At 64.3% G+C, this 24911-nt stretch carries 23 protein-coding genes and 1 pseudogene; 19 read left to right on the top strand and 5 right to left on the bottom strand.

Translation table 11 applies throughout. The features are described 5' to 3' along the window. Nucleotides 1-4: 4 nt before the first annotated feature. The 12 genes and pseudogenes from guaB (MLJ35_RS04055) to MLJ35_RS04000 all read left to right on the top strand — a co-directional run. Nucleotides 5-655 (top strand): annotated as a pseudogene (gene guaB, locus MLJ35_RS04055) (IMP dehydrogenase); the annotation flags it as partial. 154 nt (nt 656-809) lie between these two features. Beyond that, entirely contained in the window at nt 810-2414 is a 1605-nt protein-coding gene (locus MLJ35_RS04050) for an Alw26I/Eco31I/Esp3I family type II restriction adenine-specific DNA-methyltransferase (protein WP_243383130.1), read from the top strand. 182 nt (nt 2415-2596) lie between these two features. After that, the gene (locus MLJ35_RS04045) at nt 2597-3742 is read left to right on the top strand and encodes a DNA cytosine methyltransferase (protein WP_243383129.1); all 1146 of its coding nucleotides are present in this window, start codon (nt 2597-2599) and stop codon (nt 3740-3742) included. A gap of 31 nt (nt 3743-3773) precedes the next feature. Beyond that, nucleotides 3774-5057, top strand: coding sequence for a protein NO VEIN domain-containing protein (locus tag MLJ35_RS16090; protein ID WP_243383128.1), 1284 nt, complete (start codon nt 3774-3776; stop codon nt 5055-5057). Nucleotides 5058-5312: 255 nt separating this feature from the next. Further along, nucleotides 5313-6773: an IMP dehydrogenase gene (guaB, locus tag MLJ35_RS04035; RefSeq protein WP_243383127.1), complete on the top strand. Its 1461-nt coding sequence runs from the start codon at nt 5313-5315 to the stop codon at nt 6771-6773. 107 nt (nt 6774-6880) lie between these two features. Then, nucleotides 6881-8173, top strand: coding sequence for a dihydroorotase (locus MLJ35_RS04030; protein ID WP_243383126.1), 1293 nt, complete (start codon nt 6881-6883; stop codon nt 8171-8173). Between the two features lie 270 nt (nt 8174-8443). Continuing rightward, a complete protein-coding gene (locus MLJ35_RS04025) occupies nt 8444-9067 on the top strand; it encodes a hypothetical protein (RefSeq protein WP_243383125.1) in 624 nt (207 codons plus the stop codon). 124 nt (nt 9068-9191) lie between these two features. Next, a complete protein-coding gene (locus MLJ35_RS04020) occupies nt 9192-9416 on the top strand; it encodes a DUF2188 domain-containing protein (RefSeq protein ID WP_243320864.1) in 225 nt (74 codons plus the stop codon). A 60-nt stretch (nt 9417-9476) separates the two neighbouring features. Beyond that, complete coding sequence (locus MLJ35_RS04015; protein WP_243383124.1) at nt 9477-10025, top strand: hypothetical protein; 549 nt, start codon at nt 9477-9479, stop codon at nt 10023-10025. A 119-nt stretch (nt 10026-10144) separates the two neighbouring features. Further along, nucleotides 10145-10663 (top strand): GNAT family N-acetyltransferase, encoded by a 519-nt coding sequence (locus MLJ35_RS04010; protein WP_243383123.1) that lies wholly within the window; start codon nt 10145-10147, stop codon nt 10661-10663. Nucleotides 10664-10711: 48 nt separating this feature from the next. Then, nucleotides 10712-11251, top strand: a complete 540-nt coding sequence (locus tag MLJ35_RS04005) for a DUF1572 family protein (protein ID WP_243383122.1) — start codon at nt 10712-10714, stop codon at nt 11249-11251. 21 nt (nt 11252-11272) lie between these two features. Continuing rightward, nucleotides 11273-11638: a nuclear transport factor 2 family protein gene (locus tag MLJ35_RS04000; protein ID WP_243383121.1), complete on the top strand. Its 366-nt coding sequence runs from the start codon at nt 11273-11275 to the stop codon at nt 11636-11638. Here the strand turns inward: MLJ35_RS04000 and MLJ35_RS15830 are convergent. After that, the gene (locus MLJ35_RS15830; protein WP_275976303.1) at nt 11595-12566 is read right to left on the bottom strand and encodes a winged helix-turn-helix domain-containing protein; all 972 of its coding nucleotides are present in this window, start codon (nt 12564-12566) and stop codon (nt 11595-11597) included. The two genes, MLJ35_RS04000 and MLJ35_RS15830, sit on opposite strands and share 44 nt — an antisense overlap. Before the next feature lie 268 nt (nt 12567-12834). On the opposite strand from MLJ35_RS15830, the gene MLJ35_RS03990 reads away from it, so the two are divergent. After that, complete coding sequence (locus MLJ35_RS03990) at nt 12835-13395, top strand: type 1 periplasmic-binding domain-containing protein (RefSeq protein WP_243320853.1); 561 nt, start codon at nt 12835-12837, stop codon at nt 13393-13395. Between the two features lie 43 nt (nt 13396-13438). Here the strand turns inward: MLJ35_RS03990 and MLJ35_RS03985 are convergent, their stop codons facing one another. The 3 genes from MLJ35_RS03985 to MLJ35_RS03975 form a co-directional block, all read right to left on the bottom strand. Next, nucleotides 13439-15997, bottom strand: coding sequence for a protein kinase domain-containing protein (locus MLJ35_RS03985; RefSeq protein WP_243383120.1), 2559 nt, complete (start codon nt 15995-15997; stop codon nt 13439-13441). Between the two features lie 109 nt (nt 15998-16106). Next, nucleotides 16107-17150, bottom strand: a complete 1044-nt coding sequence (locus MLJ35_RS03980; protein WP_243383119.1) for an NAD(P)-dependent alcohol dehydrogenase — start codon at nt 17148-17150, stop codon at nt 16107-16109. A gap of 122 nt (nt 17151-17272) precedes the next feature. Then, a complete protein-coding gene (locus tag MLJ35_RS03975; protein WP_243383118.1) occupies nt 17273-17785 on the bottom strand; it encodes a hypothetical protein in 513 nt (170 codons plus the stop codon). 106 nt (nt 17786-17891) lie between these two features. Between MLJ35_RS03975 and MLJ35_RS03970 the strand changes: the two genes are divergently transcribed. After that, nucleotides 17892-18461: a thioredoxin family protein gene (locus MLJ35_RS03970; RefSeq protein ID WP_243320845.1), complete on the top strand. Its 570-nt coding sequence runs from the start codon at nt 17892-17894 to the stop codon at nt 18459-18461. Here MLJ35_RS03970 and MLJ35_RS03965 read toward each other — a convergent pair. Further along, the gene (locus MLJ35_RS03965; protein ID WP_243383117.1) at nt 18458-19240 is read right to left on the bottom strand and encodes a TrmH family RNA methyltransferase; all 783 of its coding nucleotides are present in this window, start codon (nt 19238-19240) and stop codon (nt 18458-18460) included. The two genes, MLJ35_RS03970 and MLJ35_RS03965, sit on opposite strands and share 4 nt — an antisense overlap. 132 nt (nt 19241-19372) lie before the next feature. Here MLJ35_RS03965 and MLJ35_RS03960 point away from each other — a divergent pair, with 132 nt between their 5' ends. The 5 genes from MLJ35_RS03960 to MLJ35_RS03940 are packed head-to-tail and all read left to right on the top strand — an operon-like array spanning nt 19373 to nt 24874. Beyond that, a complete protein-coding gene (locus MLJ35_RS03960; RefSeq protein WP_243383116.1) occupies nt 19373-20974 on the top strand; it encodes an aromatic amino acid hydroxylase in 1602 nt (533 codons plus the stop codon). Next, nucleotides 20971-21216, top strand: a complete 246-nt coding sequence (locus tag MLJ35_RS03955; protein WP_243320839.1) for a 4a-hydroxytetrahydrobiopterin dehydratase — start codon at nt 20971-20973, stop codon at nt 21214-21216. Before MLJ35_RS03960 ends, MLJ35_RS03955 begins: the two co-directional genes overlap by 4 nt. 50 nt (nt 21217-21266) lie before the next feature. Continuing rightward, the gene (locus MLJ35_RS03950) at nt 21267-21947 is read left to right on the top strand and encodes a hypothetical protein (protein WP_243383115.1); all 681 of its coding nucleotides are present in this window, start codon (nt 21267-21269) and stop codon (nt 21945-21947) included. Continuing rightward, on the top strand, nt 21940-23100 hold the full coding sequence (locus MLJ35_RS03945; RefSeq protein ID WP_243383114.1) for a cytochrome c biogenesis ResB family protein: 1161 nt from the start codon (nt 21940-21942) through the stop codon (nt 23098-23100). The genes MLJ35_RS03950 and MLJ35_RS03945 overlap by 8 nt, the downstream gene beginning before the upstream one ends. A 1-nt stretch (nt 23101) precedes the next feature. Further along, the gene (locus MLJ35_RS03940; RefSeq protein WP_243383113.1) at nt 23102-24874 is read left to right on the top strand and encodes a cytochrome c biogenesis protein; all 1773 of its coding nucleotides are present in this window, start codon (nt 23102-23104) and stop codon (nt 24872-24874) included. Nucleotides 24875-24911: the final 37 nt, after the last annotated feature.

Raw genomic sequence — 24911 nt, 5'->3', positions numbered from 1 at the left:
CCCCATGCTGACCTTGCCCCTGATGCGCGCCCTCACCTTCGACGACGTCCTGCTCGTCCCCGGGTACTCGGAGATCCACCCGAACCAGGTGGACCTGGGCACCCGGCTCACGAAGGACATCGGGCTGCGCATCCCCCTCCTGTCCGCCGCCATGGACACGGTGACGGAAAGCCGCATGGCCATCGCCCTCGCCCAGCTGGGCGGCATCGGCATCATCCACAAGAACCTCAGCCCCGAGCGCCAGGCGGAGGAAGTGGACAAGGTGAAGCGGTCCGAATCGGGCATGATCACGGACCCCATCACCATCGGGCCCGACGCGCCCATCCGCGACGCCGAGGCCCTCATGGCCAAGTTCCGCATCAGCGGCGTGCCCGTGGTCGAGGGCCACCGCCTGGTGGGCATCCTCACCAACCGCGACCTGCGCTTCGAGACCCGCTGGGAGCTCCCGGTGCGCGAAGCCATGACCAAGGAGAACCTCATCACCGTGCCGGTGGGCACCACGCTGCAGGAGGCCAAGGGCATCCTGCAGAAGCACCGCATCGAGAAGCTGCTGGTGGTGGACGGCCAGGGCCAGCTCAAGGGCCTCATCACGGTGAAGGACATCGAGAAGTCCATCGAGTACCCGAACGCCTGCAAGGACGGCCTAGGCCCCCTGCTTCGACCTACTGGCCCTGGCCCTCGTCAACCTAAGATGCTGAGGGCGAAGGCTTCGTTGGGCCATTGAAGTCGTCAACACAACCTATGTTAGGACTAATAGATTGCTACACCTCGAATACTTAAGGGGACAAGGCAGCGATGATGCTCAATTCGTGAAGCGGGCCACCGGCCGCTACTACACGGGGGAGATAGTCGGTCGGCGGCTTGCACTCCAGGTCGCCGAGATCTTCCACCGCACGAATCCATCTGCCCGATCAATCTCCGTCCTAGATCCATTCGGGGGGGACGGCCGTCTCATTGAGTGGCTTATCGAAGGGTGGGTCAGCTCGGCCCACCCCGAAGTTCAATGGAACATTGTTATCTGGGATCTCGACGATATTGGATTCAGTGATGCTCGCAGGCGTTTATATCGCATCACTTCTCGATACGGTATTCAGCCAAAATGCACCTTCAAAAGGGTAGATACTTTTTCAGAAGCAATGACGAAGTGCGCCCGTTTCGACTTGGTTCTTACAAACCCTCCATGGGAGATCCTTAAACCCGACCGCAGAGAGTTAGAAGCACTAACTTCTCTACAAAATGAAAAATATGTATCAAATATGCGTGCGTATGACCGCTGGCTTGGTGAACACTACCCACTATCGCAACCAAAAAGGAAATTCGCAGGTTGGGGGACGAACCTCTCGCGTGTCGGTTTCGAGGCCAGCCTTACGCTCGTTCGTCAAGGAGGGGTCGTTGGGGCAGTGCTGCCCGCAAGTTTTCTGGCAGATGACCAATCGGTTAATCTGAGAGCACACTTGTTGACCAAACACTCCCTTGATTCAGTAGCGTATTACCCCGCTGAGGCCAAACTCTACGGGTCGGTGGACGTTGCGTCAATTACAGTTGCGGTAACAGTTGGTGGCGCGCCAGCACCGTCACTCAACGTCGGGACATACAACCATGCAACACGTAGCCTAGAACAGGCCACAATCAAATTCGACCTCGAAACTTCGGGCAAGGTCGATTTCGTGATTCCAGTTTCGTTCGGCGCAAAGGCGCTAGCCATTATCAATCGATTAGCGAACCAATTCCCGACCTGGCTTGACCTCGAGTCAAGTGACACAAACTCACTTTGGGCAGGTCGAGAAATTGATGAAACGGGCGTCGCACGATGGCTCCAGCAACGTGGTGGCCGCGCACCACTCTTCATTAAGGGTCGCATGGTTGGCCGATACACGACCATCGAGGCACCAAGGTTGACAATTGAGAAACCCAATTGGTCGCCGCCTCCCTCGATAAAGGCGCGACGTATTGCATGGCGCGACGTATCACGACCTAGCCAAAAGCGAAGGATGATAGCAACCCTAATTGAGGCTGGATGTGTTGCCGGTAATTCCCTAGGTGTGGCCCACTTTAGGGACTTCGCGGAAACACCGCTGCTTACTCTGCTAGGAGTGATGAATTCGACCTGCTTCGAATTCCAACTGCGAGCCCACCTGGCGACCGGGCACTTATCTCTCTCTTCATTGCGCAAAGTCGCTATTCCTAGTCTCTCGCAACTTCGCCAAGAAGGAGCTCTTGCTCTACTCGTGGGTGATGCGATAAGTTCAGCTGACAGCGCAGCACCGATGGTAGATGCGTATGTGGCTAAGAATATGTATCGACTGACTGAAGAGGAGTATCAAACTATTCTCAATTGCTTCGCGATGACTCCATCGGAGCGCCAAAACTACTTGAAGAACTATCGTGAACTGCAAGACAAGAACCCCGCGTGAGAACTGGCATTGCCAACGCCCGTTGACGGGCCCTCTACTTACGACTCTCTAACGTGAACAATCAAAACCTAGGCCACCAGTCGAGCGCACTCTCACCGCATCAGTCCTCCGGCATCGCTCAAGTCGATGAGGCCCACCATGGCATTTTCAATCATATTGCCCCGAGGCTCAGTGATCTAGACATGCGTATGGTGAAATGCGTCCCAGAGGGCGGCAATTGGAAGGATATTCCCACAACCATTCCTTCCAAGCGGCTCGAGCAAATACGTGAAAGCTTCAAACGAGGGGAAGGAAGCCGATCAACGTATTACGGCAGACTACGACGTTGCGATCCGGCATATACAATCAATACATACTTTAGTCGACCTGGAAACGGCTGCCATATCCATTACGATCAAGATCGTGTCCTCTCACCGAGAGAAGCTTCACGTCTACAAGGCTTCCCTGATTCTTTTGAATTTCTCGGTTCACAAGGGGCCATTAGCACCCAGATTGGCAACGCAGTACCACCGTTGCTGGCCTATCAAATCGCAAAATCACTCGGATCACCGGGTGTATTTATCGACCTCTTTTCTGGCGCCGGCGGCATGGGCTTGGGTTTCAAGTGGGCTGGCTGGAAGCCGGTTGTCGCGAACGACATCCATCCTACTTACCTTTCTACCTATGCCAGAAATGTCCACGACAACGTGCTTGTGGGCAGCATCGCAAGTAAGGAGATCTTCGAGAAACTGCTTGATGCCGCAAAGATAGCGAGGCTGGATGGCGGTCCGTTCTGGGTCTTAGGCGGCCCGCCCTGTCAAGGTTTTTCGACTGCGGGGAAGCAACGGTCAATGGAGGATCCGCGGAACCACCTGGCCTGGGACTACGTGCGCTTTCTTCACGAGGCCAAACCCGATGGTTTCGTCTTCGAGAATGTAACTGGGCTTCTCAACATGGAGGGTGGGCGTGTATTTGCGAATCTGAGAGAGGCCTTCTCTTCAGCAATGCCTTCCATCATCCCATCAGTCCTTTCAACAGTTCAATATGCAATTCCGCAGCGGAGGAAACGAGTTATCTTGGTCGGTACAAGAATGAGTCATCTTCTTGAGTGGCTCCCGCCTGCTCCGGTAACGTCCATGCGTTCCGGGAGCGCAATGTTGGCTTCTTTACCAAATGCCATTTCAGTCCAGGATGCGCTCGATGATCTACCGATGCTGTTACCTGGTCAGGATGGGCGTAGTTTGCTCTACAGAAGTGACCCAAGGACGCCGTATCAATCCTTCATGAGAGGCAGGATATCGGCAGAAGAGTACTTACGCAGAGTCGGGAATACCATCCTGCAGAGTTAGGATTGACGCTATGGTGCCAATAACGAGTGACGTGCTCTTTTCTGACGCGCTGACATGTTTGGATCAGCACAAACGCTCTATAGGCAGAGCATTCAGAGGGCGATTCGTTCAGATATTTTTGGGAATGAAGTTCTTTCAAAATAATATTCCAAGTATGTACTCTGGTTCATTCATTGCAACCGAAGTACTCCAATCCTTGCTAGATGATTTATTTGCGAAAACATCACGTCCGCCGAATTCGTGCGTCCTCTCACTATTTGAAGGTAACTATCTGGCACGAACGGGGCTTATTAGACCAGGTAATACCACTCCCCAAAACACATGGAGAAACAACCTCAACCTGCAGAAGGGAATTGGTTGTTATGCCCCCCCTGCGGACCTCTCTAGCCCCACGTTCCTCAACCAAGACAGAAGTCTATGCAGGTATCTTCTAACACCACCTTCGGGCAACTTAGCCGGAGCCAAATGCTCGCTCTGCACCACCGAGGCTGCATATCGAAGCGAAAGCCATCGGAAATGGCTTCGTATCGATCCAGTTGGCAGTGGTTATGCAGCGACTGACCTGCAGAGCACAACAAACTTTGCACCCTACGTCGCACCGGGAGGAGTTCGAATCCCGTTGCTCCCCTTAATCGTCGCACTCTACCATGACGCTGACCCTGGGCTTAGCGTAGGAATGCGAACCGCCGTTTCTATGGACGATTTCGCTTCAGATTTCAACTTCACGCTTCATGAGATTTCTACGTACTTCGATATTTCGATGTCCCATCCACTGAATGCGAAAATGACAACCTCGGCGGCGTGGGTTCCAGGGTCAGTTCTTGGGCCTTCCGCCCAAACTTCCACCGGTGGATCGTCTGCACCCGGTGCAACACTGGTTGTCCCGGCCATTGCACAACCTGTTCTTGGAGGCACGCCAGTTCCACCTCCGAACACCAATAATGGTTGGGATGCAGAACAGTACGTTGCGGCTGCCCTAACCGCGGCTGGTTGGACCACTCATATCGTCTCTCGACAACAACTCGGTTACGACATTTTTGTCCAACGCGGCGCACAAAAACGATATGTTGAGGTAAAGAGTTCACTTGGACTCTGCTCGCCGTCATTAACATCGCGCGAATGGCAACAAGCCAAATTCCATGGGCACAACTACATCCTCGCCATTTCAGAAAACTTTAATAGTGCTGCCCAAAACGTCATCTACTGGATTCCTGATCCAGCAAATCGTTGCTCGGCTAACCCACAGACCACGATATCTCATGGAATCGCCCGAAGTTCATGGACTTGTGCTGCGATACCACTCGCAAACATCTAAATCCTTTAGCCGCTGAATACTTAGCCCCCTAAAAAGCAGGTTCAATTAGCCATTTAAATTTAGAAGTCTGATACACTGCGATCGCCCTTCCAGTTTGAGTTCACGATTGGCTTCCTACTGGAATACGACTCGGCAAGCCCCCGGGTGAATAACCTCTAATAGTTCGGCGTAGAGTTGGCCTGGATAGCGACTTCGTCCCGTGAGACTATGGGATGCAAGGTCCCGCAGGTAGCGGGTCCGGTTTCTGGAAGCCCCATGCTGACCTTGCCCCTGATGCGCGCCCTCACCTTCGACGACGTCCTGCTCGTCCCCGGGTACTCGGAGATCCACCCGAACCAGGTGGACCTGGGCACCCGGCTCACGAAGGACATCGGGCTGCGCATCCCCCTCCTGTCCGCCGCCATGGACACGGTGACGGAAAGCCGCATGGCCATCGCCCTCGCCCAGCTGGGCGGCATCGGCATCATCCACAAGAACCTCAGCCCCGAGCGCCAGGCGGAGGAAGTGGACAAGGTGAAGCGGTCCGAATCGGGCATGATCACGGACCCCATCACCATCGGGCCCGACGCGCCCATCCGCGACGCCGAGGCCCTCATGGCCAAGTTCCGCATCAGCGGCGTGCCCGTGGTCGAGGGCCACCGCCTGGTGGGCATCCTCACCAACCGCGACCTGCGCTTCGAGACCCGCTGGGAGCTCCCGGTGCGCGAAGCCATGACCAAGGAGAACCTCATCACCGTGCCGGTGGGCACCACGCTGCAGGAGGCCAAGGGCATCCTGCAGAAGCACCGCATCGAGAAGCTGCTGGTGGTGGACGGCCAGGGCCAGCTCAAGGGCCTCATCACCGTCAAGGACATCGAGAAGTCCATCGAGTACCCCAACGCCTGCAAGGACACCCATGGGCGCCTGCGCGTGGGCGCCGCCGTGGGCGTGGGCAAGGAGCTTCTGGACCGCGCCGCCGCCCTGGTGGAAGCCAAGGTGGACGTGCTCTGCCTGGACAGCTCCCACGGCCACAGCAAGGGCATCATCGATGCCGTGAAGGCCCTCAAGAAAGCGCATCCTAGCGTGGCCCTCATCGCAGGCAACGTGGCCACCTACCAGGGCGCCAAGGACTTGGCCGCCGCCGGCGCCGATGCGGTGAAGGTCGGCATCGGGCCCGGCTCCATCTGCACCACCCGCATCGTCACCGGCGCGGGCATGCCCCAGATCACGGCCGTGGCGGAAGCCAGCCGGGCTTGCCGCGAGGCTGGCGTCAGCTGCATCGCCGACGGCGGCATCAAGTTCAGCGGCGACGTGGCCAAAGCCATCGCGGCGGGCGCCGATGCGGTCATGATCGGCAGCCTCTTCGCGGGCACCGACGAAGCCCCCGGCGAGACCATCTTCTACGCGGGCCGGACCTTCAAGTCCTACCGCGGCATGGGCAGCCTGGGCGCCATGAAGCAGGGCAGCAAGGACCGCTACTTCCAGGAAGGCAAGGACGACACCAAGCTCGTGCCCGAGGGCATCGAAGGCCAGGTGCCGTACAAGGGACGCATGGCCGATCTGGTCACCCAGCTCATGGGCGGTCTCCGCGCGGGCATGGGCCTCAGCGGGGGCGCCTCCGTCGCCGACTTCCAGCAGAAGGCCACCCTCGTCGAGATCAGCGGTGCCGGCCTCCGCGAGAGCCATGCCCACGACGTCATGATCACCAAGGAAGCCCCGAACTACCGGATGGAGTAGGGACCCCATCAGCGATCAGCTGTCGGCTATCAGCTGTCGGCCACTGATAGCTGACAGCTGACAGCCGACAGCCCAAACTAGACCGGAAACCAGCCCCGGAGCCCCCCATGTCCCTCCTCGTGAAGAACGTCCGCCTTGTGGATCCTGCCCAGAACCTGGATGGGATGGGCTCGCTGCTGGTGGTGGAGGGGGCGGTGGCCGGGATCGGGATCGACGCGGGGAACGATCCGCTCGCCGCCGGCGCCGAAGTCCTGGACGGCGGCGGGGCGGTGCTTGCGCCGGGCTTCGTGGACCTGCACGTGCATTTCCGCGAGCCGGGGCAGACCCGCAAGGAGAGCATCGAGACGGGCAGCCGGGCGGCGGTGGCGGGCGGGTTCACTTCCGTATGTGCGATGGCCAACACCAAGCCCGTGAACGACAGCGTGGCCATCACCGAAATGATGCTGACCCGCGCCGCCAAGGCCGACTTGTGCCGCTACTTCCCCATCGGAACCGTCAGCCGCGAGATGAAGGGCGAGGAACTGGCGGATATGGGCACCTTGAAGGACGCGGGCTGCGTGGCCTTCTCCGATGACGGCCTGCCCATCGGCAACTCGGCCCTCATGCGCCGGGCGCTGGAGTATACGCGCTGGCTGGAGGTCCCCGTGGTGGCCCACGAGGAGGATCGCGATCTGGCCGGCAAGGGCTACATGCATGAGGGTGCCGTGAGCGCGTCGCTCGGCTGTCTCGGCATCCCCGCGGCGGCGGAGGAAGCCATGGTGGCCCGGGACATCGTCCTGGCCGAGCACACCGGCGGCCACCTGCACCTGGCCCACCTCAGCACGAAGGGCTCTCTGCGCATGGTGCGCGAGGCCAAGGCCCGGGGGCTGAATGTCACCTGCGAAGTGACGCCCCACCACTTCGCGCTGTCGGACAAGGAACTGATGAAGTTCGACAGCGACTACAAGATGAACCCGCCCCTCCGCACCGAGGCCGACATCCAGGCGGTGCTGGAGGCTCTCGCGGACGGCACGGTGGACGCCATCGCCACGGATCACGCGCCCCACGGCTGGGATGACAAGGAAGTGGAGCTGCCCATCGCCGCCTTCGGCGTCATCGGCCTGGAGACCGCCCTGCCCCTCACGCTGGAGCTGCTGGTGAACCGCAAGGTCCTCAGCCTGGCGAAGGCCATCGCCCTGCTCTCCTGGAAGCCCGCCCAGGCCTTCCATCTGGACCGCCGCGGTCTTGGCAGCCTCCAGCCCGGCGCCCCCGCCGACTTCGTCCTCTTCGATCCCGGCGCCCAGGTCCAGGTGGACCGCGCCTTCATCCAGTCCAAGTCCTACAACACTCCCTTCAAGGGCTGGAACCTGCCAGGGAAGGTCGTCGGCACCTGGGTGGGCGGGAAGCGGGTGTGGGGCTGAGGCTCCCGCCTAAGAGCCTCTGAGAGGTCGCAACAAAACTCCGCGGCGCTTCAAGGACGGGCCAGCCTGTCGGCGGTCGCCTGTGGGTCGGACTCAACCTGCCGACTGAATCCATGTGCCCGAAAGGGTGATGGAATCCCCCAAGGCCGGGTGGGATCCCACGTCCGGCGCCAACGGATCCGGCAGACCCGATCCAGGCGTAACCGAAAAACCGGTCAAATCTCTATTTAATGCTGATTATTTCATACTAGACTTATGGTGTTGCAAGTCATGGCCAAGCAATTCAGGCTTGATGACCCCACCGGGAAGAGCTCGAAAGGGAGGTCTGTGCTCCAGATGATTTCCAGAAAACCATGCGAAATCGACCGCGGCCAACAACCGCCTTCCCTTGCCATGCAAGCCAAGGCATTACTTGCGCTTGCATGGCCAAAAACCCACGTGAAATTCGAAAGAGACTGGCGCAAGGCCTCCTCCGTGGCCGCCAAGCACTATGAAACCCCGAGCCTCACCCGTGTCGACGCCCTATGGATACCGGTCGATTCGGTGTTGGAAAAGAACCGCGAGGAGAATGAGGTCTACCTGGAGGTGCTGCGCGCAAACGGGGCTCACCTGGAACAGACCCGCTATATCCAGGACATCCAGATCGGGAACCACGGACGGACCCTCGCTTCCGCTTTGGCGAAGGCGGAGGCGTTCCGGCTGCTCGCCCGGAGCGTCGAAAGGGAGGGGATCCGTCGGCCGGTCTTCCTGGCGGATGTGGCCGAGTTCGATCTCCCCTACAGGATGTTCCGATTTGATGGCCATCATCGGGCGATCTGCGCCAAGTACTTGGGCATGGATCTGGTTCCTGCCTTCGTCTTCAAGGTGACGCCACCCGTTGTTTCCAGGCATTGAAGACCTCGGGCAGCACGGAGACCCAGTTCGAGGATCACCTCGGAAGGGGTGTGGAAGCTTCATTGGCCATGCTGCAGGAAAGGCCTATCTTCAGCACCGGCGATAGCCACATGAGGAGGACGATATGAAAAACTATCACCTCGCCAAGGAAGGTAACGCCTGGAACCTCAAGCCTGAAGGAAGCAGCCGGCCAGTCGTCCATGCGATGACCAAGGCGGACGCGATCGGGCAGATGCGTGCCTACATGCACGACCACCCGGGTTCCGTGAAGATCCACAAGGAGGATGGGCAGATCCAGGAGGAGCGAACCTATCCGAGGTCTCTCGATCCGAGGGGCACTCGGGGCTGAGAGCCCGCCACCCTTCCATTGGCACCAGGGCGTGGCCCTCGGGCGGGGTAGCATGGGTTCATGCTTTCCGTCCTCCTCCTCTTCCTGCTCCCCGTTGGGGGCGGGATTCCGGCGGGGGTGCTGCTGGCGCAGTCCAAGGGGCTGGCTTGGCCCCTGACGGCAGGGCTGTACTTCGTGTCGGACGTGCTGCTGGCCCTCGCTTTCGAGCCTGTGCTGCGGCTGTTCGTGGCGCTGGGGCGGCGGGTGCCGTTCCTGGCCCGGTTCGGCGCGGCCATGCGGGAGGCCATGGCCCGTAGCGCCGCGCATGTCGGCGGCCCCGGCGCAGGGCCAATCTCCCTCGTGCTGATCGCCTTCGGCGTGGATCCCATGACTGGCCGGAGCGCGGCCCTGGCCGCGGGTCACGGCTTCCTGGCGGGCTGGGCCTTCGCCATCGCGGGCGACATGCTCTATTACGCGGTCATCGCCCTCACGACCCTGCGCCTGAACACGTGGATCAAGAACCCGAACACCACCATGTGGATTGTCCTCGGCGCCATGCTCGTCGTGCCGGTGCTGGTTCGGCGGGTCCGATCGGGATTCGCCCGGCCGGTCGGTGCGAACGTTGTCTGATCGTCAAACACCGCAAGAGTCGGGTGGCTCGACTCCAGACAGAGCGGCATCCTCGAATCCAGGCTGAGGTGATCGAGAATCGTTCTCAACCTCGCCGTCTCCTTTTCGAGGTGTCTTTGATGAACACGACGGTACGAAGCGCGGTCGCGGGAGATGCCGAAGCCATCGCCGCCCTGGGCCGGAAGAGCTTCTCCTGGGCCTTCGGGGCGCTGTTCAGGGATGACGTGCTCGCCCGCTATCTGGATGGCACGTATTCCGCCGGGAAGATCGCCGGCAGCCTGACCAAGGTGGCCAACCTCTACTTCGTGGCCGAAGCGGAGGGCTGTCTCCAGGGCTTCCTGAAGCTGAAGACAGGAGGCACGGAGGCCTGGCAGGTCCAGAAGCTCTACGTGGATCCAGACCTGATCCAGAGCGGGATCGGGCAGCGGCTCATGCAAGCGGGCGAAGCGGCGATGAGGACCCGAAACGCTCCGTCTGCCTGGCTGGTGGTCTACAAGGGCAATGCCCGCGCCATCCGCTTCTACCGAGGCCTGGGTTACGCCGAAACGGGCGTGGAATCTCATGACTTCGAGGACATCCGGATCGAGTTCCGGCGGATGTCGAAGGCCCTCGTCCCTCCCACCGGCCCCCTGTCCTGACGCGGATCCAGACTCAACCCAACCCGCCACCCCTCTCAGGAGCTTCCCTTGAACGGCGACCTCTACCTGGCCGATGTCCTCAAGCGCTTCCGCGAAGCGCGCATCCAGTGCGACCGTGCCCTCGCTCAGGTGCCCGCGGAACGCTGGGCGCACCGGTTGGACCCGGAATCCAACAGCCTGGCCACGCTGATGCTGCACCTCTCGGGCAACATGCTCTCGCGCTGGACCGACTTCCTGACCACCGACGGCGAGAAGCCGGACCGCCACCGCGACACCGAGTTCGAGGATCCCGGGACCTTCGACCCGCGGGCCCTGCGCGACCGCTGGGAACGGGGCTGGACCTGCCTCTTTGAGGCCCTGGAAAACCTCACCGCCGCCGACCTCGACCGCGTGGTGACCATCCGGCACGAGCCTCATACCGTGCTCGAGGCCATCAACCGCCAGCTCGCCCACTACCCCTACCACGCGGGCCAGATGGTCTTCCTCGCGAAGCACATGGCCCCCGGCCCATGGCAACCGCTCAGCGTCGCCAGGGGTGGAAGCGCGGCCTATAACGCGGCCAAGATGAAGGATCAGTCCCAAGCCTGACGCCCACGCCCCGGAGTCCCCGTGCCTCTCACCCCGAAACGCCTGGTCTCCACCTGGGTCGAGGCCTTCAACCGCGGCGATGCCGAGGCCTTGGCCGCCATGTACCACGAGGACGCAGTGAACCACCAGGTGGCCGAAGCTCCGGTGGCGGGCCGGGAGGCGATTCGGGCCATGTTCGCGCGGGAGTTCGCGGCGGCGGAGATGGTGTGCCTGGTGGAGAACCTCTTCGAGGACGGCGAGTGGGCGATCCTCGAGTGGCGCGATCCCCTGGGCCTGCGTGGCTGCGGCTTCTTCCGCGTGGTGGAGGGGAGGATCGCCTTCCAGCGCGGCTACTGGGACAAGCTCAGCTTCCTCCGCCAGCACGGCCTGCCCATCCCGCCGGCCTGACCTCGGCCTTCCCGCCCATGTGCGGCGCCACCCTCGCCCGCGCGGTCTGCCCTGCTACCTGCCCTGTCACCTGCCTTGTCACCTGCTGAGCCAGGTAGTCGGCGATGGTCTTGTGGACCTGGTGCAGTTCCTCCGGCGGGACGGAGAAGGTATGGTCGCCCCGGTTGCGCCCCTGGGCGTCCTTCAGGTTCAGGTGGATGCGGTAGCCCCGGCCTTCCCGTTCCAAGGTCCAAGTAAGGATCAGCGCCGCCTTTGGCAAAGACCTGTCCGAGTCGGGCGTTTCAGCGGACTGGACGTCGAGGTTCGGGGCGTTCGCAAGGTCCTGCACGAGCTGCCGGGACAGGGCGAAGGCGAAGTAGTCCACGGCAGGGTCGCCGGTGGCGTTGGACAGCGGAGTGAGGACCAGGGTCACCATGTGCGTCCTCATGACCCCCCAGAGCATCACACCGGCGCCCAAAAAAACCAGCCCGAGGACTGCCCCGAGCCACAGGGTCCAGGGACGCCACGGTCGACGGCCCCGAGTGGGAGTGAATGCGTCCATCCCGGAGTTCGAAGGAGGCCTGAACACCGGCATCGGGAAGGATCCGGAGGGCGGAGGGGGCTTGCCTGGGAGGGGGACCACCTTCCCCACGAAGCGGTAGCCCTTGCGGGGGATCGTCTCGATGAAGGCGGGTGCGTCCGCGGAGTCCCCGAGCACCTGGCGGAGGCGCCAGGCGGCCGCATTGAGACCATCCTCGAAGCCCACGTGGATGTCTCCGGACCAGACCCGCTTCTGGAGTTCCTCGCGCCCCACGATCTGGCCCGGCCGCTCCAGCAGGCAGAGCAGCAGCTTGAGGGGCTGGTCCTGGATCCGGACGCAATCCTCGCCCTTCCAGAGTTCGCCAGTGTGGGGGTCCAGCTCGAATCCGCCAAAGGCCAGCCGGGTCATCCGACGCTCCTGGGAGGCGTGGCAAGTATGGGACTGGTCGGGCTCCCATCAACACCCCGATCTCACCCGGAGCTAACCGGCCTCTTCTCCAGGGGAGATCAAGTCTGTCCCGCTCCGCACCGATCACAACAACTCGTTATTTTGGTGTAATTACATCGTAAGCCATCGGTTATGGCGGGGAGAGGTGGTCTTTCCCAGCTTGTCTTTCGCCGCAGCGCTGGCTCGGCGCCACCCGGATCGGTCCGGGTCCCATTCATGGAGGTGGTCCATGTTCCGACCCACCACTTTGCTCGCCCTGGCTGCCCTCACGGCCACGCTCGCCGCCGAGGACTTCGGCCCCGTGGTGAAGGCAGCGGGCCTGATCTACCAGGGGAAAACCCATTTCGGCGTCGTCTGCGACTATGGCCGCAGCCAGGACCAGCTGGCCGATCTCCAGAGGGCCCTGCCCGAGGGAACCACCCTCACGGTGGTCGACGCGCGGCATCCCATGCAGGTGGGACCCGCCGGGTCGACGATCATCCATCGTGGCGTCCAGCTGCTGGCGCTCCTGCCCAACGATCCCCTGATCCGCGATGGTTCGCCCTGGGCGACGGCGCTGGTGCACCAGGTCAACGGCACCATCCCCGCTTTTGGCACCCGTCCCGAGGCCTTGAAGAATGGGTGCGTGATGGCCATGGGCCAGGCCACCAACTGGGAGCTGCTGTTCAATCCCAAGCTGCTGAACCTCGACCTGCAGAAGGGCGTCATCGAGGACATCACGATCACCCCCTGGCAGAACGGCACCAAGGGTGGACCAGCCACCCTGGACCTGGTGTTCCAGTATCGGTAGCCGCCAGTTCCGACCCGAAGCGCCCCGCCCCGCGGGGCGCTTCTCATGGTCCTGGCGGTGAAGCCGCCGCGATGTGACGGTGCAGGTCCTCCAAGGGGCCAACCAGGTACTCCGGGAGATCCCCCCGGGTTTGGGCCCGACCGAGCTGCCCCGCCACCATGGCCGCACCATTCCGGGATGCCTGGAGAATCCTCGCGAACCGAGGGTCGGGGCGCAGCCGCTGCATCTCCGGGTTGGTCATCAGCCAATCCAGGCAGGGGGGGCTGCCCACTTCCACACTCCGCAGGAGGAGCCGGAAGGCGTCGTCCTTCAGCCCCACTTTGACGAGGTAGGGCGCGTTGAACACCGCCGCGTTCCCGATGTCGATGGCCCGCTCCTCCAGGCCCAGCCAGTGCACCAGCAGGCCCTTCGCGAGGGCCCGGGCCTCTGCTTCCTGCCCGCGGTCCGCGGCGCACCAGAACCGGATGGTCGTACCGACGGGTTTGCCGAGACGCGTGAAGTGCGCCTCCACCTCGTCCGGCCGGCCCAGGCGCGCCAAGGCGTAGGGCCGGACCGTGTGGTTGAGCAGCAGGTGCTCCGGTTCCCGAAGGAGGGCCCGATCCGCGATGGCAAGGGCCTCCTCGGCCCGCCCCATCCAGGCCAGACCCAGCGCCACAAAGGCAGGCCCGGTGAGGTCCATGGGATCCAGTTCCATGGACCGCCGGCCGGCCGCGATGAAGAGCCCCACCGACCCAGGTCCGGACAGGATGGTGGCCATGGTGATGTGGACCTGGGCCTGGTTCGGGGCTAGGCACACGCCCTTCACCGCGTATTCCACGGCCAGGTCCGGGTTCTCCCGGCGCCCCTGCACCTCCACGGCCCCCAGGAGGCTCCAGGCCAGCCCGCTGCGGGGATCGATCTCCAGGGCCCGCCGTGCCCACGTCGCCTCGAGCTGCCGCTCGGCTTGGCCCACCTGCGCCGTGCCCGCCTCATAGGCGCGCCATCCGTGCAGGCAGGCCAGTTGCACCGCGGCTTCGCTGTTGCGCGGATCCAGGCGGAAGGCCTTCTCGAAGGCGGCCACAGCCTGATCGAAGTCCTGGCTCCGTCCCAATGCCCGGTAACGATACTGGAAGTGCCGCCCTTCGCCGAAGGCGAGCTCTCCATCAGAACCGGTGGTGGGCCGGGCGAGGACCGGGCCGAGCCCTTCTTCCCGGGTCAGAGTCCGGGCCACGGCCTCCGCCGCGTCGCGCACCAGGGTGTTGTAGTCCGCCTGGGTTCCTTCGTATTGATGCCCCCACCGCACTTTCCAGGTCCGCGTATCGACGAGCTGAACGTTGAGGATCAGGTGCTTGGCGTTCTTCGTGATGGTGGTGACCACCAGGTGGTCTGCGTGGTAGGCCTCCGTGACCCGGGCCAAGTCTCCCTTCCACTTTTCCATCTGGAAACTGGACGGCGGTGCCTTCGTGTCCAGGCCTTCCACTTTCGAGAGGAGCGTGGACAGAGTGTTGGGCACCGCGTCCGTGAGGAAGGCCGACTCCTCGGCGCCGTACACCCGCGCGGGCAGGGCCAGGACGCTGGGCAGGTTTCTCGTCTTGGTCGCCAGCTCTGGGACGGGTTGCTGGCTCCGCAGCCAGGCGTAGATGCCCGCTGCGGTGCCCAGGAGGGCCAGGGCCAGCCCGGCGCCCAGGAACTGGAGCCCACGTGCCTGTGAGGGATAGCCTGAGCGCCCCAGGATCGGACGCGGCCCCAAGTCCGAACGGGCGGCGAAACGCAGGGCTTCCGCCATGGCCCGGGCTGTCTTGAACCGCTCGGCGGGGTCCTTCGCCAGGCAGACCCGCAGGATGCCTCCCAAGGGCGAGGGCAGCCGTTCCTTCCCACCCGGAAGCTCCGGCCGGTTCATCAGGATGGCCCGCATGGTCTCCCCGGGCGTGCTCCGGCGGAAGGGGTGGCCGCCCGTCACCAGCTCCCACAGGATCACCCCCAAGCTGAACAGGTCGCTCGGGGTCTCCACTGCCTGGCCGCGCACCTGTTCCGGACTCATGTAGTCGGCGGTTCCCATGACCAGGCCCGCCTCGGTAAGCCTCCCGGCCAGCTGGGGCGTCCCCGGCCTCAGCCTGGGCGCGTGCGGGTTGGACTGTTCCTTCCGCAGCTTGGCCAGTCCGAAGTCAAGGATCTTCACATGGCCATCCAGGGTCAGCATCAGGTTCTCGGGCTTGAGGTCCCGATGGATGATGCCCTTGGCGTGGGCTGCGGCAAGACCATCCGCCACGGCCGCCGCAAGCTCCGCCGCCTGGCGCCAGGGCATGGGCCCGGTGGCCATCCGCTTCCGGAGGGTCTCGCCCTCCACCAGCTCCATCACGAGGTAGGGGAGCCCGCGGTGCTCGCCTGCGTCGAAGACCTGCACGACGTTCGGATGCGACAGGACAGCCATCGCCCGCGTTTCCTGTTGGAACCGCCGCAACCTCGCCGGATCCGAGGCAAAGAATTCGGCCAGGACTTTGATCGCCACGTCCCGGCCGAGCTTCCTGTCCCGGGCCCGGAAGACTTCTCCCATGCCGCCGGCGCCGAGGGTGCCCACGATCTCGTAGGCACCGAGAGACGAGCCGGGGGCAAGGGTTGGCATGGGACCTCCGCCTGCTGGAGGAGAAGGGGAGCTCGGGAAGGTTACCTCTTCAGATCCAGGCTGCCAACCGCTTTTTTCCTTGTTTCATGCTGTGTTTACGCGGATTCAATCACAATGTCTTCATGTCCAGCACGAACCGGTAACGAACGTCGTTCTTCAGCATCCGCTCGTAGGCCTCGTTGACCTGTTGTACTGGAATGAGCTCGATGTCGGAGACGATGCCGTGCTCAGCACAGAAGTCGAGCATCTCCTGGGTCTCCTGGATGCCCCCGATGAGCGACCCGGTGAGGATCTTCCGGCCGCCGATGAGGGCGTGGGCGGCCACGGGCGTGGGTTCCGGCGGCACGCCCAGCAGCACCATGGCGCCTTCGACCCGGAGCAGGCCCAGGTACTTGTTGTAGTCGTGGGGCGCGGAGATGGTGTCGATGATGAGATCGAACTGGCCCGCCAGCCGCTTGAAGGTGGTGTCGTCCGAGGTGAGGCCGAAGTGGTGGGCGCCGAGCTTGCGGGCGTCGGCCTCCTTCGACTTGGAGGTGCTGAGCATGGTCACCTCGGCGCCCATGGCAGCGGCGATCTTCACGGCCATGTGGCCCAGGCCGCCCAGACCCACCACGCCCACCTTGTCGCCCTTCTTGGTGTTCCAGTGGCGCAGGGGGGAGTAGGTGGTGATGCCCGCGCAGAGCAGGGGCGCGGCGGCGGCCAGGTCCAGCTTCGGGGAGACCTTCAGCGTGAAGGCCTCGTCCACCACGATGCTGGACGAGTAGCCGCCGTAGGTGGGCGTCACGCGGTCCATCTCGGTGCTGTTGTAGCTCCAGGCGCAGCCCTTCTCGCAGAACTGCTCGAGCTTCCGCTGGCAGCTGGGGCAGGTGCGGCAGCTGTCCACCATGCAGCCCACGCCGGCCAGGTCGCCCACCTTGAAGCTCTTCACGTGGGCGCCCACGGCGGTGATCTTCCCGACGATCTCGTGGCCGGGAACCATCGGATACTTGGATCCGCCCCACTCGTCGCGCACCTGATGCAGGTCCGAGTGGCAGATGCCACAGTAGGAGATCTCGATCTGGACATCGTGCGGTCCCACCGCCCGGCGCTCGATCTGGTGGGGGGCCAGCGGGGAGGTGGGAGAGGCGGCGGCGTAGGCTTTGGCGGTGGCCATGGGGAGCTCCTGGAAAAGACCGGAACTCCACTCTAGACCACGGGGCCTCGAGGTGAAGAAGGCACTTCCCGGTGCGTGGCCTCTGGACCTGGAGGTCCCCGATACCCCACGCCTGCGGCCGGCTACAGCGGATGGAGCAGCATCAGGAACCACCCGACGGCGGTCAGGAGGGACAGGCGCGGATGGCCGCGGCCTTCCGGAGCGATGTCCACCTCGACCCGAGTCCGCCGGGGCCAGGGCTCATTCGGATCCGGAGTCTCCAGCCGGAGCGTGAGCAGCACGCTCCCGTCCCTGTACTGGAACGACCAGCCCCCGTCGTGGTGGGCCCTCCGCCACAGGAAGGTTTCCCCATCCATGAACCGGAGCAGCCCCCGTCCCAGGAACCCGGGATGGAATACAGCCAGATCCTGATCGGCACCGGCCTCCCGGATGTGGACGAGCGTGGCCAGGATGCCGGTCTGCTTGAAGGTCCAGCGGCCCTCCGCCGTCTCCACCGTGGCGAAGGTCCGGCAGAGCGGCTCCAGGGACAGGCGCGCCAGCACCTCGTCGCCGGCATGGAGCTCGTACTTCGGCACCCTCACCATGGGATCCATCCATTCGAGAGGTGGCTTGCTGGCATTCCACATGGCTCTCATGGCGCCCCCCTTTCCCACGGGCCGCGGGCCGCGGTCCGCGCCACTCCAAAGGTACGTCCGGTCACGAGCCCGGGCATGGCAGCATCAGAGGTTCACTGGAGGTTTCATGCCCCGTCCCGCCACCCTGCCGACCGTGAACTGGCAGGCGGTGTTCGATTCCGGGCTCTCCTACCTCGCGTGGCTGGCCGCAGCGGAATCCCCGGAGCAACGGGGCAAGATCGAGACCCAACATCGTGCCCTGACCCTGGACCCACCGACGGTGAGCGTCCTTGCCGCCCTGCCCCGGCCTGTGCATGTGATAGCCATCGCCGAGGACTGGTGCGGCGACGTGGTGCGCCACGTGCCCGTGCTACAGCGCCTGGCCGAGGCGGGTCCCAAGCTGGAGGTTCGATATATCAGCCGAATGCAGCACCCGGAGGTGTTTTCCCGCTTCCTCACCAACGGGGGGGAGGCCATCCCCAAGTTCATCTTCCTAAGCGACCGCTTCGTGGAGTGCGGGAACTGGGGCCCCATGCCCGAGCGCTGCAAGGACCTCATCGCCAGGGGCAAGGCCTGCGGCGACGTGGCCGCCGCGCGGAAGAAGGTATCAGCTCTCTATGACCAGGACACGGCCTGCCGCGAGGTCATTGCTGAGCTCATGCGTCTGGTGGACATCGTCAACAGCCGTGAGCCCTAGCTTCCCTCCACCATCCGGAACATCAGGATGGCTCCGGCCGCGGCCACGTTGAGACTGTCCATGCCCGAGGCCATGCGGATGGCCACGGCGCGGTCGCAGCGGGCCAGCTGGTCCGGGTCCAGGCCCGTGTCCTCGGGACCCATCACCAGGGCACAACGCTTGCCGGGCTGCCAGCGGCGAGCGTCTTCTGCCGTGGGCGTAAGCGCCGCCGCGACGACCTCCGAGCCCCCTTCCGCGAGCCTCCAGTCCGCCAGAAGGCTCCAGGGATCCTCCACCCGCCAAACTGGAATGCGCCACACGGCGCCCATGGAAACCCGCACCGTGCGGCGGCTCCAGAGGCCGGGCCCCGGACCCGCCAGCACGCCGTCCAGTCCCAGGGCGGTCGCGCTGCGCAACAGCAGGCCCAGGTTCTCGCCATCGTAGAGCCTCGGCAGCACCAGCAGGCGCCGGGCCGAGAGCAGCTTCGACATGGGGGGAGGCGGCGGCACCTTCGCCAGGGCCATGAGGCCGCGGTGGAAGGAGAAACCCGCCAGCTCCGACAAGGCCTCCGGCTCAGCCACCAGCAGTTCCGTCCCTTCCGGGAGCAGGGCCCGCGCCGCTTCGGCGGCGGTGGTGGTCGCGGCCACGGACACGACCTGCAGGCATCCCGCCCGGCCCGCCGACAGCAGATCCTCCACGAGGATCCGGCCCTCCGCAATGAAGCAGGAGCCATGCACCGGGTGCTCACGGGTGCTGGCAAAGCGCAAGTCGCGATAGGGTTCCCAGGGGTCGAAGGGCATGAGATCAGGGTAGCCCGCCGTCCTCCGGATCCTCTGGACCTTTGTAGGTGCCCACATTGAGAGCCTGCATTCAGGGCCCGCATTCAGGGATGACCGGGCCCCGGACCATTGAATTCGGATTAGAATTCAATGATGGCCTCCACCTCCACGTCTCCCAGCCCCACCCAGCGCGCCATCGACCGGCTCCCGGCCCACCTGCGGCGCTATGTGGCGGCCCAGGACTATGACGCCTACACACCCCGGGACCATGCGGTCTGGCGCCATATCCTGCATCGGCTGGCGGGGCGCCTGAAGGACACGGCCCACGCCAGCTACCTGTCGGGCCTGGCGGCCACGGGCATCGGGCTGGAGCGCATCCCCAGCCTGGACGAGATGAACCTCAAACTCGAGGGCCTGGGCTGGTCCGCCGTGGGCGTGCGGGGCTTCATCCCGCCGGCGGTGTTCACGGAGCTGCAGTCCCTGGGCGTGCTGGCCATCGCCGCGGACATCCGCAGCCACGAGCACATCGAGTACACACCCGCCCCGGACATCGTGCACGAGAGCGCGGGCCACGCGCCCATCCTGGCGGACCGCCGCTACGCGGACTACTTGAAGCGCTGCGGCGAGGCGGGCTTCCGGGCCATCGCCTCTGTGGAGGACCAGGCTGTCTACGAGGCCATCCGCAACCTCAGCGTGGTCAAGGAGGACCCCGAGGCCACCGAGGCCGAAGTCCACCTGGCCGAGGAGCGGCTGCGGGCCGCCTCCGCCAGCCGCCGCTACGTGAGCGAGAGCACCAAGGCCAGCCGCCTCTACTGGTGGACCGCCGAGTACGGCCTGGTGGGCGACCTGGCGGATCCCAAGCTCTACGGGGCGGGACTCCTCAGCAGCCTGGGCGAGGCGGCCCACTGCCTCACGTCCGCCGTGGCGAAGGTGCCCCTCAGCCTCGCCTGCGCGGACACCGAGTACGACATCACCCGCATGCAGCCCCAGCTCTTCGTGGCCCGGGACTTCGACCACCTCTTCGAGGTGCTGGAGGCCTTCGAGGCCACCCTCGGCTGGCGGCGGGGCGGCGACCATGGCCTCGAGGAGGCCCTGCGGGCGCGCACGGTGAACCACCTGGGGCTGGAGGGTGGCCTGGAGCTCACGGGCAAAGTGGTGGCGCGGATCCCCGCCCGGGGCGAGCTGGCGCCGGGCCTGGCCACGGCCCTGGCCCGGGTGGAGGGCCCCGTGATGCTGTCCCGGGGCGGCGTGGCGGAAGGCTCTCCCTGGCCGGGCACGGCCCTGGTGGCCTTCGGAAAGGGCACCCTGCCCCCCCGCGGACCCTTCAGCCTGGACCTGCCCTCGGGTCTCTTCCTCACGGGCTTCCGGGTGGGCGAGCACGAGGTCATCAACCTGCGGGGCCACCAGGACGGCCGCCCCCTGGATCTGCCCAGCTGGGCCCTGCTCTTCCTCAGCTCCAGCCTGCCCTCCGTCGCCGGGGGCCCCGCGGATCCAGGCGCCTGGGACCGCTGGTACGGCGCCCAGGGGACCTTCGCGGAGGGCGAGGCCGAAGCCCAGGCCCGGGCCCGCAAGGCGTCCTCTCTTCCCCCTGGCCTGGCCGACCTCTATCGGGAGACCCGGGCCCTGCGCGAAGCCGGAGACGGGCGGCGATTCCAGGCCCTGTCGGACCGGGCTCGGGCCTACCCGGATGAGTGGCTTCTGCAGGCGGAATTGACGGAACTGGAGGCCACCCTGGCCCAGGAGGCGCGGTCGTGAGTTGGATCGAACGGGACGGATGCCTGGTGAGGGAATTCCGGACGCCGGATTTCATGACCGCTTTCCGGATTGTGACCAGCGTCGTGGAACCTGCCGAGGCAATGAATCATCACCCAGATATCCTCTTTGGTTGGGGCCGCGTGCGGATCACCCTGACCACCCATGACGCAGGAGGCATCACGGAAAAGGACCACCAATTGGCCCGACTCATCGATGAAGCCGTCCTGCGGCTCGACCTGTAAGCCCGCCCCATCCTTGCCTGTCTTCACACTGGAAGGTCCGGTATTCTGACATGTCCCAGAGGAACCCTTTGTTGAAAACATTGACGCCTCCCCACCGACCCTCGTCCTTCATCTCGAAGGCTTCTCTGCTGGCCGGCGCCGGGCTCCTGACCCTAGCCGCCCTCGGGTGCAACCGCGACCAGGTGAGTCACTACCGGGTGCCCAAGGAGTCGGCCGCCGCGCGGCTGGACGGCACGGGCCAGGAAGCCCCTTCCGGACCCATGGGAATGCCGCCCGCCGATGGGGGAATGCCCGCGCCTCCAAGGCCGTCGGGCCAGGGTTCCCTCAAGTGGTCCCTCCCCCAGGGCTGGAGCGAGGTTCCCGGCGAGGGAATGCGCTTTGCCACCTTCAAGTCACCGGTGGCGGGCAAGAACGAAGCCACGGTGGTGGTGCTGCCTGGGGCCGCCGGCGGCGAGCTGGCCAACGTGAACCGCTGGCGCGGGCAGATCGGCCTGGGACCCATCGACGAGGCGGCCCTGGCTGCCGCTCGGAAGGTGGTGAATACCAAGGCTGGCGCGCTCAACGTCTACGACTTCACCAGCGAGGGCCAGACCAAGAGCCGCATGGTGGCCGGCCTGATCTCCACCCCCGACGGCAACACCTGGTTCCTGAAGCTGACGGGGGACGCCGGTCCCGTGGCCAAGGCCAAGCCTGATTTCATGCGCATCCTGGAGAGCCTCCGCCTTGATTAAGACACTCGCCTCCCGCATCTGGAAGTTCTTCAAGTCCTTCCAACTCACCATCGTCCTGCTCGCCTGCCTGATGGCGCTCGTGGTGCTCTGCACCCTCGCCCAGGTGGAGATGGGCACCCAGGGCGCCGTGAACGCCTACATGCGCAGTTTCTTCGTGAAGCGGCAGGTCAGCTTCCTGCCCTTCCCCCTGCCTGTGTTCCCAGGGGGCGGCCTGGTGGGCCTCCTACTCACCCTCAACCTCATCGCCAAGACGCTCGACATCCAGCGCAGCTGGACCAAGGCCGGCATGTGGCTGGTCCACGCTGGCCTGGTGATCCTGTTCGCGGGTGAGTTCGTGGCCGGCATGATGCAGGTGGACACCAACATGTCCATCGAGGTGGGCCAGACCGTCAACTACGTCCAGAGCTACAAGAACATGGAGCTGGCCGTCATCGACATCACCGATCCCACCTGGGACGAGGTCTACTCGGTGCCCGACACCCTGCTGGCCAAGGGCGGGTCCATCGCCATCCCCGATACGCCCCTCACCCTGAACGTGAAGCGCTACTACCCCAATTCGGAGCTGTCCAACCTGCCTCCGGGCGCGCCGCCATCCCTGGCGACCGCGGGCATCGGCCCCGGCATCTCCGTCGTGGAGCGACCCACGGTCACCAACGACAACGAACTCAACACAGGGTCGGTGTTCGTGGAGCCCGTGGCCGGCGGCCGCAGCTACGGCGTCTGGCTGGCTTCCATGGCCCTCGGCGCGCCCCAGTCCTTCACCCACGAGGGGCACACCTACCTGCTCACCATGCGCCTCCGCCGCCAGTACCTGCCCTATGCCTTCACGCTGAAACAGTTCCGGCACGACGTCTATCCGGGCACCGACATCCCCAAGAACTTCTCGAGCCTGGTCCAGGTGGTGAACCCCTCCCGGAACGAATCCCGCGAGGTGCTGATCTACATGAACCAGCCGCTGCGGTACGAGGGCAAAACCTTCTACCAGGCGAGCTTTGGCAAGAACGACACCCTGTCCGTCCTTTCCGTGGTCGAAAATCCCGGCTGGCTTCTCCCCTATGTGTCCTGCGTGCTGGTCTCCCTGGGCCTGCTCGTGCACTTCGCCATCGTCCTGCGGCGCTCGCTGAAGCGGCGCCAGGACAAGAAGGAGGGCTGACATGACCTTCGTGCAGAAATACCTCGCCTGGGCCGCCGGGGCCCTCGCCCTCCTGGTCGCCCTGATCTTCGCCCTCCCCGGCGGGAAGGTCCGCGGCTTCGACGTCGCCGGCTTCGGCAACATCCCCATCCTCGAAGGCGGGCGCGTCAAGCCGCTGGATTCCGTGGCCCGCAATTCCCTGCTGGTCATCCACAGCCGCCAGGGCTTCCGCTACGACGGCCGCACGATCGGGCCCGACGAGTGGATCCTCGACGTGCTGTTCCGCCCCCAGGTGGCGGACCAGCAGCCCATCTTCGTCATCGATGATCCCGACGTCATCGGCCTCATCGGCGCCAAGCAGACGAAGAATCGGAACTACTTCAGCTTCGTCGACCTGTCCTCCCATCTGGAGGAGATCCAGAGGCAGGCCCAGACGGCGCAGCCCATCGCGCCCCAGAAGCGGACCCGCTTCCAGAGCGCCATCGTCAACCTGTTCGATCGCGTCTACCTCTACTACAAGCTGCGGAACACCCTCCAGCTGGCCGGCTCGCCGGGCCTCGGCTGGGAACTGCAGTCCATCAGCGATGCCGAGGCTTCCGCCCGCCACCAGGACCTGATGCAGCTGTCCCAGTTCCGCATCCTGCCGCCCCTCCCCGGCGGCAATCCCGATGCCTGGAAGAATGTGGGCGAGGGCCTCCGCGCCATGGCCGCTGGCCAAGGGGTCCACCCTGCCCTGGCCCCCCTCGCGCGGCTCAACGCGGCCTATGTCGCCAACGATGCCGCCAGCTTCAACCAGGCCCTGGCCGACATGGACGGGGTGGTCTCCACCCTCAAGCCCGGGGCCCTCAGCCACGCGAGCAACGAGGTCGTCTTCAACCGCGCCCAGCCCTTCTTCGTGGGCCTGTCGATCTACTTCGTGGCGTTCATCGTCCTGTGCATCTCCTGGATCTGGAAGCCGGAGCTGCTGCGCCCCACCGCCTACTCGCTGCTCTTCGCGGGCGCCATCGTCCACACCCTGGGCCTGGCCGCGCGCATCATCCTCCAGGGCCGCCCGCCGGTGACGAACCTCTACTCCTCGGCCATCTTCGTGGGCTGGGGTGCCGTGATCCTGGGCCTCATCGTGGAGCGGATGTACCGCAAGGGCTTCGGCACCGCGGTGGCCGCCGTGGCCGGGTTCGCCTCTCTGATCGTCGCCCAGAACCTGGGCACCGAGGGCGACACCATGGAGATGATGCGGGCCGTGCTGGACTCCAACTTCTGGCTGGCCACCCACGTGGTGACCATCACCATCGGCTACTCCGGCACATTCCTGGCAGGTGCCATCGCCATCGCCTACGCCATTCGGAAGCACATCGTCCGCATGGTGGATGTGGAGACGGACAAGGCGCTGGTGGACATGGCTTACGGCATCATCTGCTTCGCCCTCTTCTTCAGCTTCGTCGGCACCGTGCTGGGCGGCATCTGGGCCGACCAGTCCTGGGGCCGCTTCTGGGGCTGGGATCCCAAGGAGAACGGCGCCCTGCTGATCGTGCTCTGGAACGCCATCATCCTCCACGCCCGCTGGGCCGGCTATGTCCGCGAGCGCGGCACCATGGTGATGGCGATCTTCGGCAACATCATCACCGCCTGCTCCTGGTTCGGCGTGAACATGCTTGGCGTCGGTCTGCACTCCTACGGCTTCATGGACCAGGCCTTCTACGCCCTCATGGGCTTCGGCCTGAGCCAGCTGATCTTCATGGCCATCTGCTACGCGCCGCCGCGTTTCTGGGAGCAGAAGCCCCACCACAAGGCTTGATGTCATTTTCCTACCTGCAAAACGGGCTCCCGATCGG

This window comes from Geothrix alkalitolerans, from assembly GCF_022808885.1.
Taxonomy (GTDB): Bacteria; Acidobacteriota; Holophagae; order Holophagales; family Holophagaceae; genus Geothrix; species Geothrix alkalitolerans.
Note: the sequence above shows the minus strand (reverse complement) of the source record. Positions and strands in the feature narration are given on the sequence as shown.

What these genes read in the sequence shown, in the direction of transcription:
- MLJ35_RS04030 (WP_243383126.1), top strand. Translation starts at nt 6,881, where the DNA reads ATGTCCCTCCTCGTGAAGAACGTCCGCCTTGTGGATCCTGCCCAGAAC.
- MLJ35_RS04025 (WP_243383125.1), top strand. Translation starts at nt 8,444, where the DNA reads ATGGCCAAGCAATTCAGGCTTGATGACCCCACCGGGAAGAGCTCGAAA.
- MLJ35_RS04010 (WP_243383123.1), top strand. Translation starts at nt 10,145, where the DNA reads ATGAACACGACGGTACGAAGCGCGGTCGCGGGAGATGCCGAAGCCATC.
- MLJ35_RS03965 (WP_243383117.1), bottom strand. Translation starts at nt 19,240, where the DNA reads ATGCCCTTCGACCCCTGGGAACCCTATCGCGACTTGCGCTTTGCCAGC.
- MLJ35_RS03960 (WP_243383116.1), top strand. Translation starts at nt 19,373, where the DNA reads ATGGCCTCCACCTCCACGTCTCCCAGCCCCACCCAGCGCGCCATCGAC.
- MLJ35_RS03970 (WP_243320845.1), top strand. Translation starts at nt 17,892, where the DNA reads ATGCCCCGTCCCGCCACCCTGCCGACCGTGAACTGGCAGGCGGTGTTC.
- MLJ35_RS03950 (WP_243383115.1), top strand. Translation starts at nt 21,267, where the DNA reads ATGTCCCAGAGGAACCCTTTGTTGAAAACATTGACGCCTCCCCACCGA.
- MLJ35_RS03940 (WP_243383113.1), top strand. Translation starts at nt 23,102, where the DNA reads ATGACCTTCGTGCAGAAATACCTCGCCTGGGCCGCCGGGGCCCTCGCC.
- MLJ35_RS15830 (WP_275976303.1), bottom strand. Translation starts at nt 12,566, where the DNA reads ATGACCCGGCTGGCCTTTGGCGGATTCGAGCTGGACCCCCACACTGGC.
- MLJ35_RS04015 (WP_243383124.1), top strand. Translation starts at nt 9,477, where the DNA reads ATGCTTTCCGTCCTCCTCCTCTTCCTGCTCCCCGTTGGGGGCGGGATT.
- MLJ35_RS03990 (WP_243320853.1), top strand. Translation starts at nt 12,835, where the DNA reads ATGTTCCGACCCACCACTTTGCTCGCCCTGGCTGCCCTCACGGCCACG.
- guaB (WP_243383127.1), top strand. Translation starts at nt 5,313, where the DNA reads ATGCTGACCTTGCCCCTGATGCGCGCCCTCACCTTCGACGACGTCCTG.
- MLJ35_RS03980 (WP_243383119.1), bottom strand. Translation starts at nt 17,150, where the DNA reads ATGGCCACCGCCAAAGCCTACGCCGCCGCCTCTCCCACCTCCCCGCTG.
- MLJ35_RS04045 (WP_243383129.1), top strand. Translation starts at nt 2,597, where the DNA reads ATGCGTATGGTGAAATGCGTCCCAGAGGGCGGCAATTGGAAGGATATT.
- MLJ35_RS03985 (WP_243383120.1), bottom strand. Translation starts at nt 15,997, where the DNA reads ATGCCAACCCTTGCCCCCGGCTCGTCTCTCGGTGCCTACGAGATCGTG.
- MLJ35_RS03975 (WP_243383118.1), bottom strand. Translation starts at nt 17,785, where the DNA reads ATGAGAGCCATGTGGAATGCCAGCAAGCCACCTCTCGAATGGATGGAT.
- MLJ35_RS04020 (WP_243320864.1), top strand. Translation starts at nt 9,192, where the DNA reads ATGAAAAACTATCACCTCGCCAAGGAAGGTAACGCCTGGAACCTCAAG.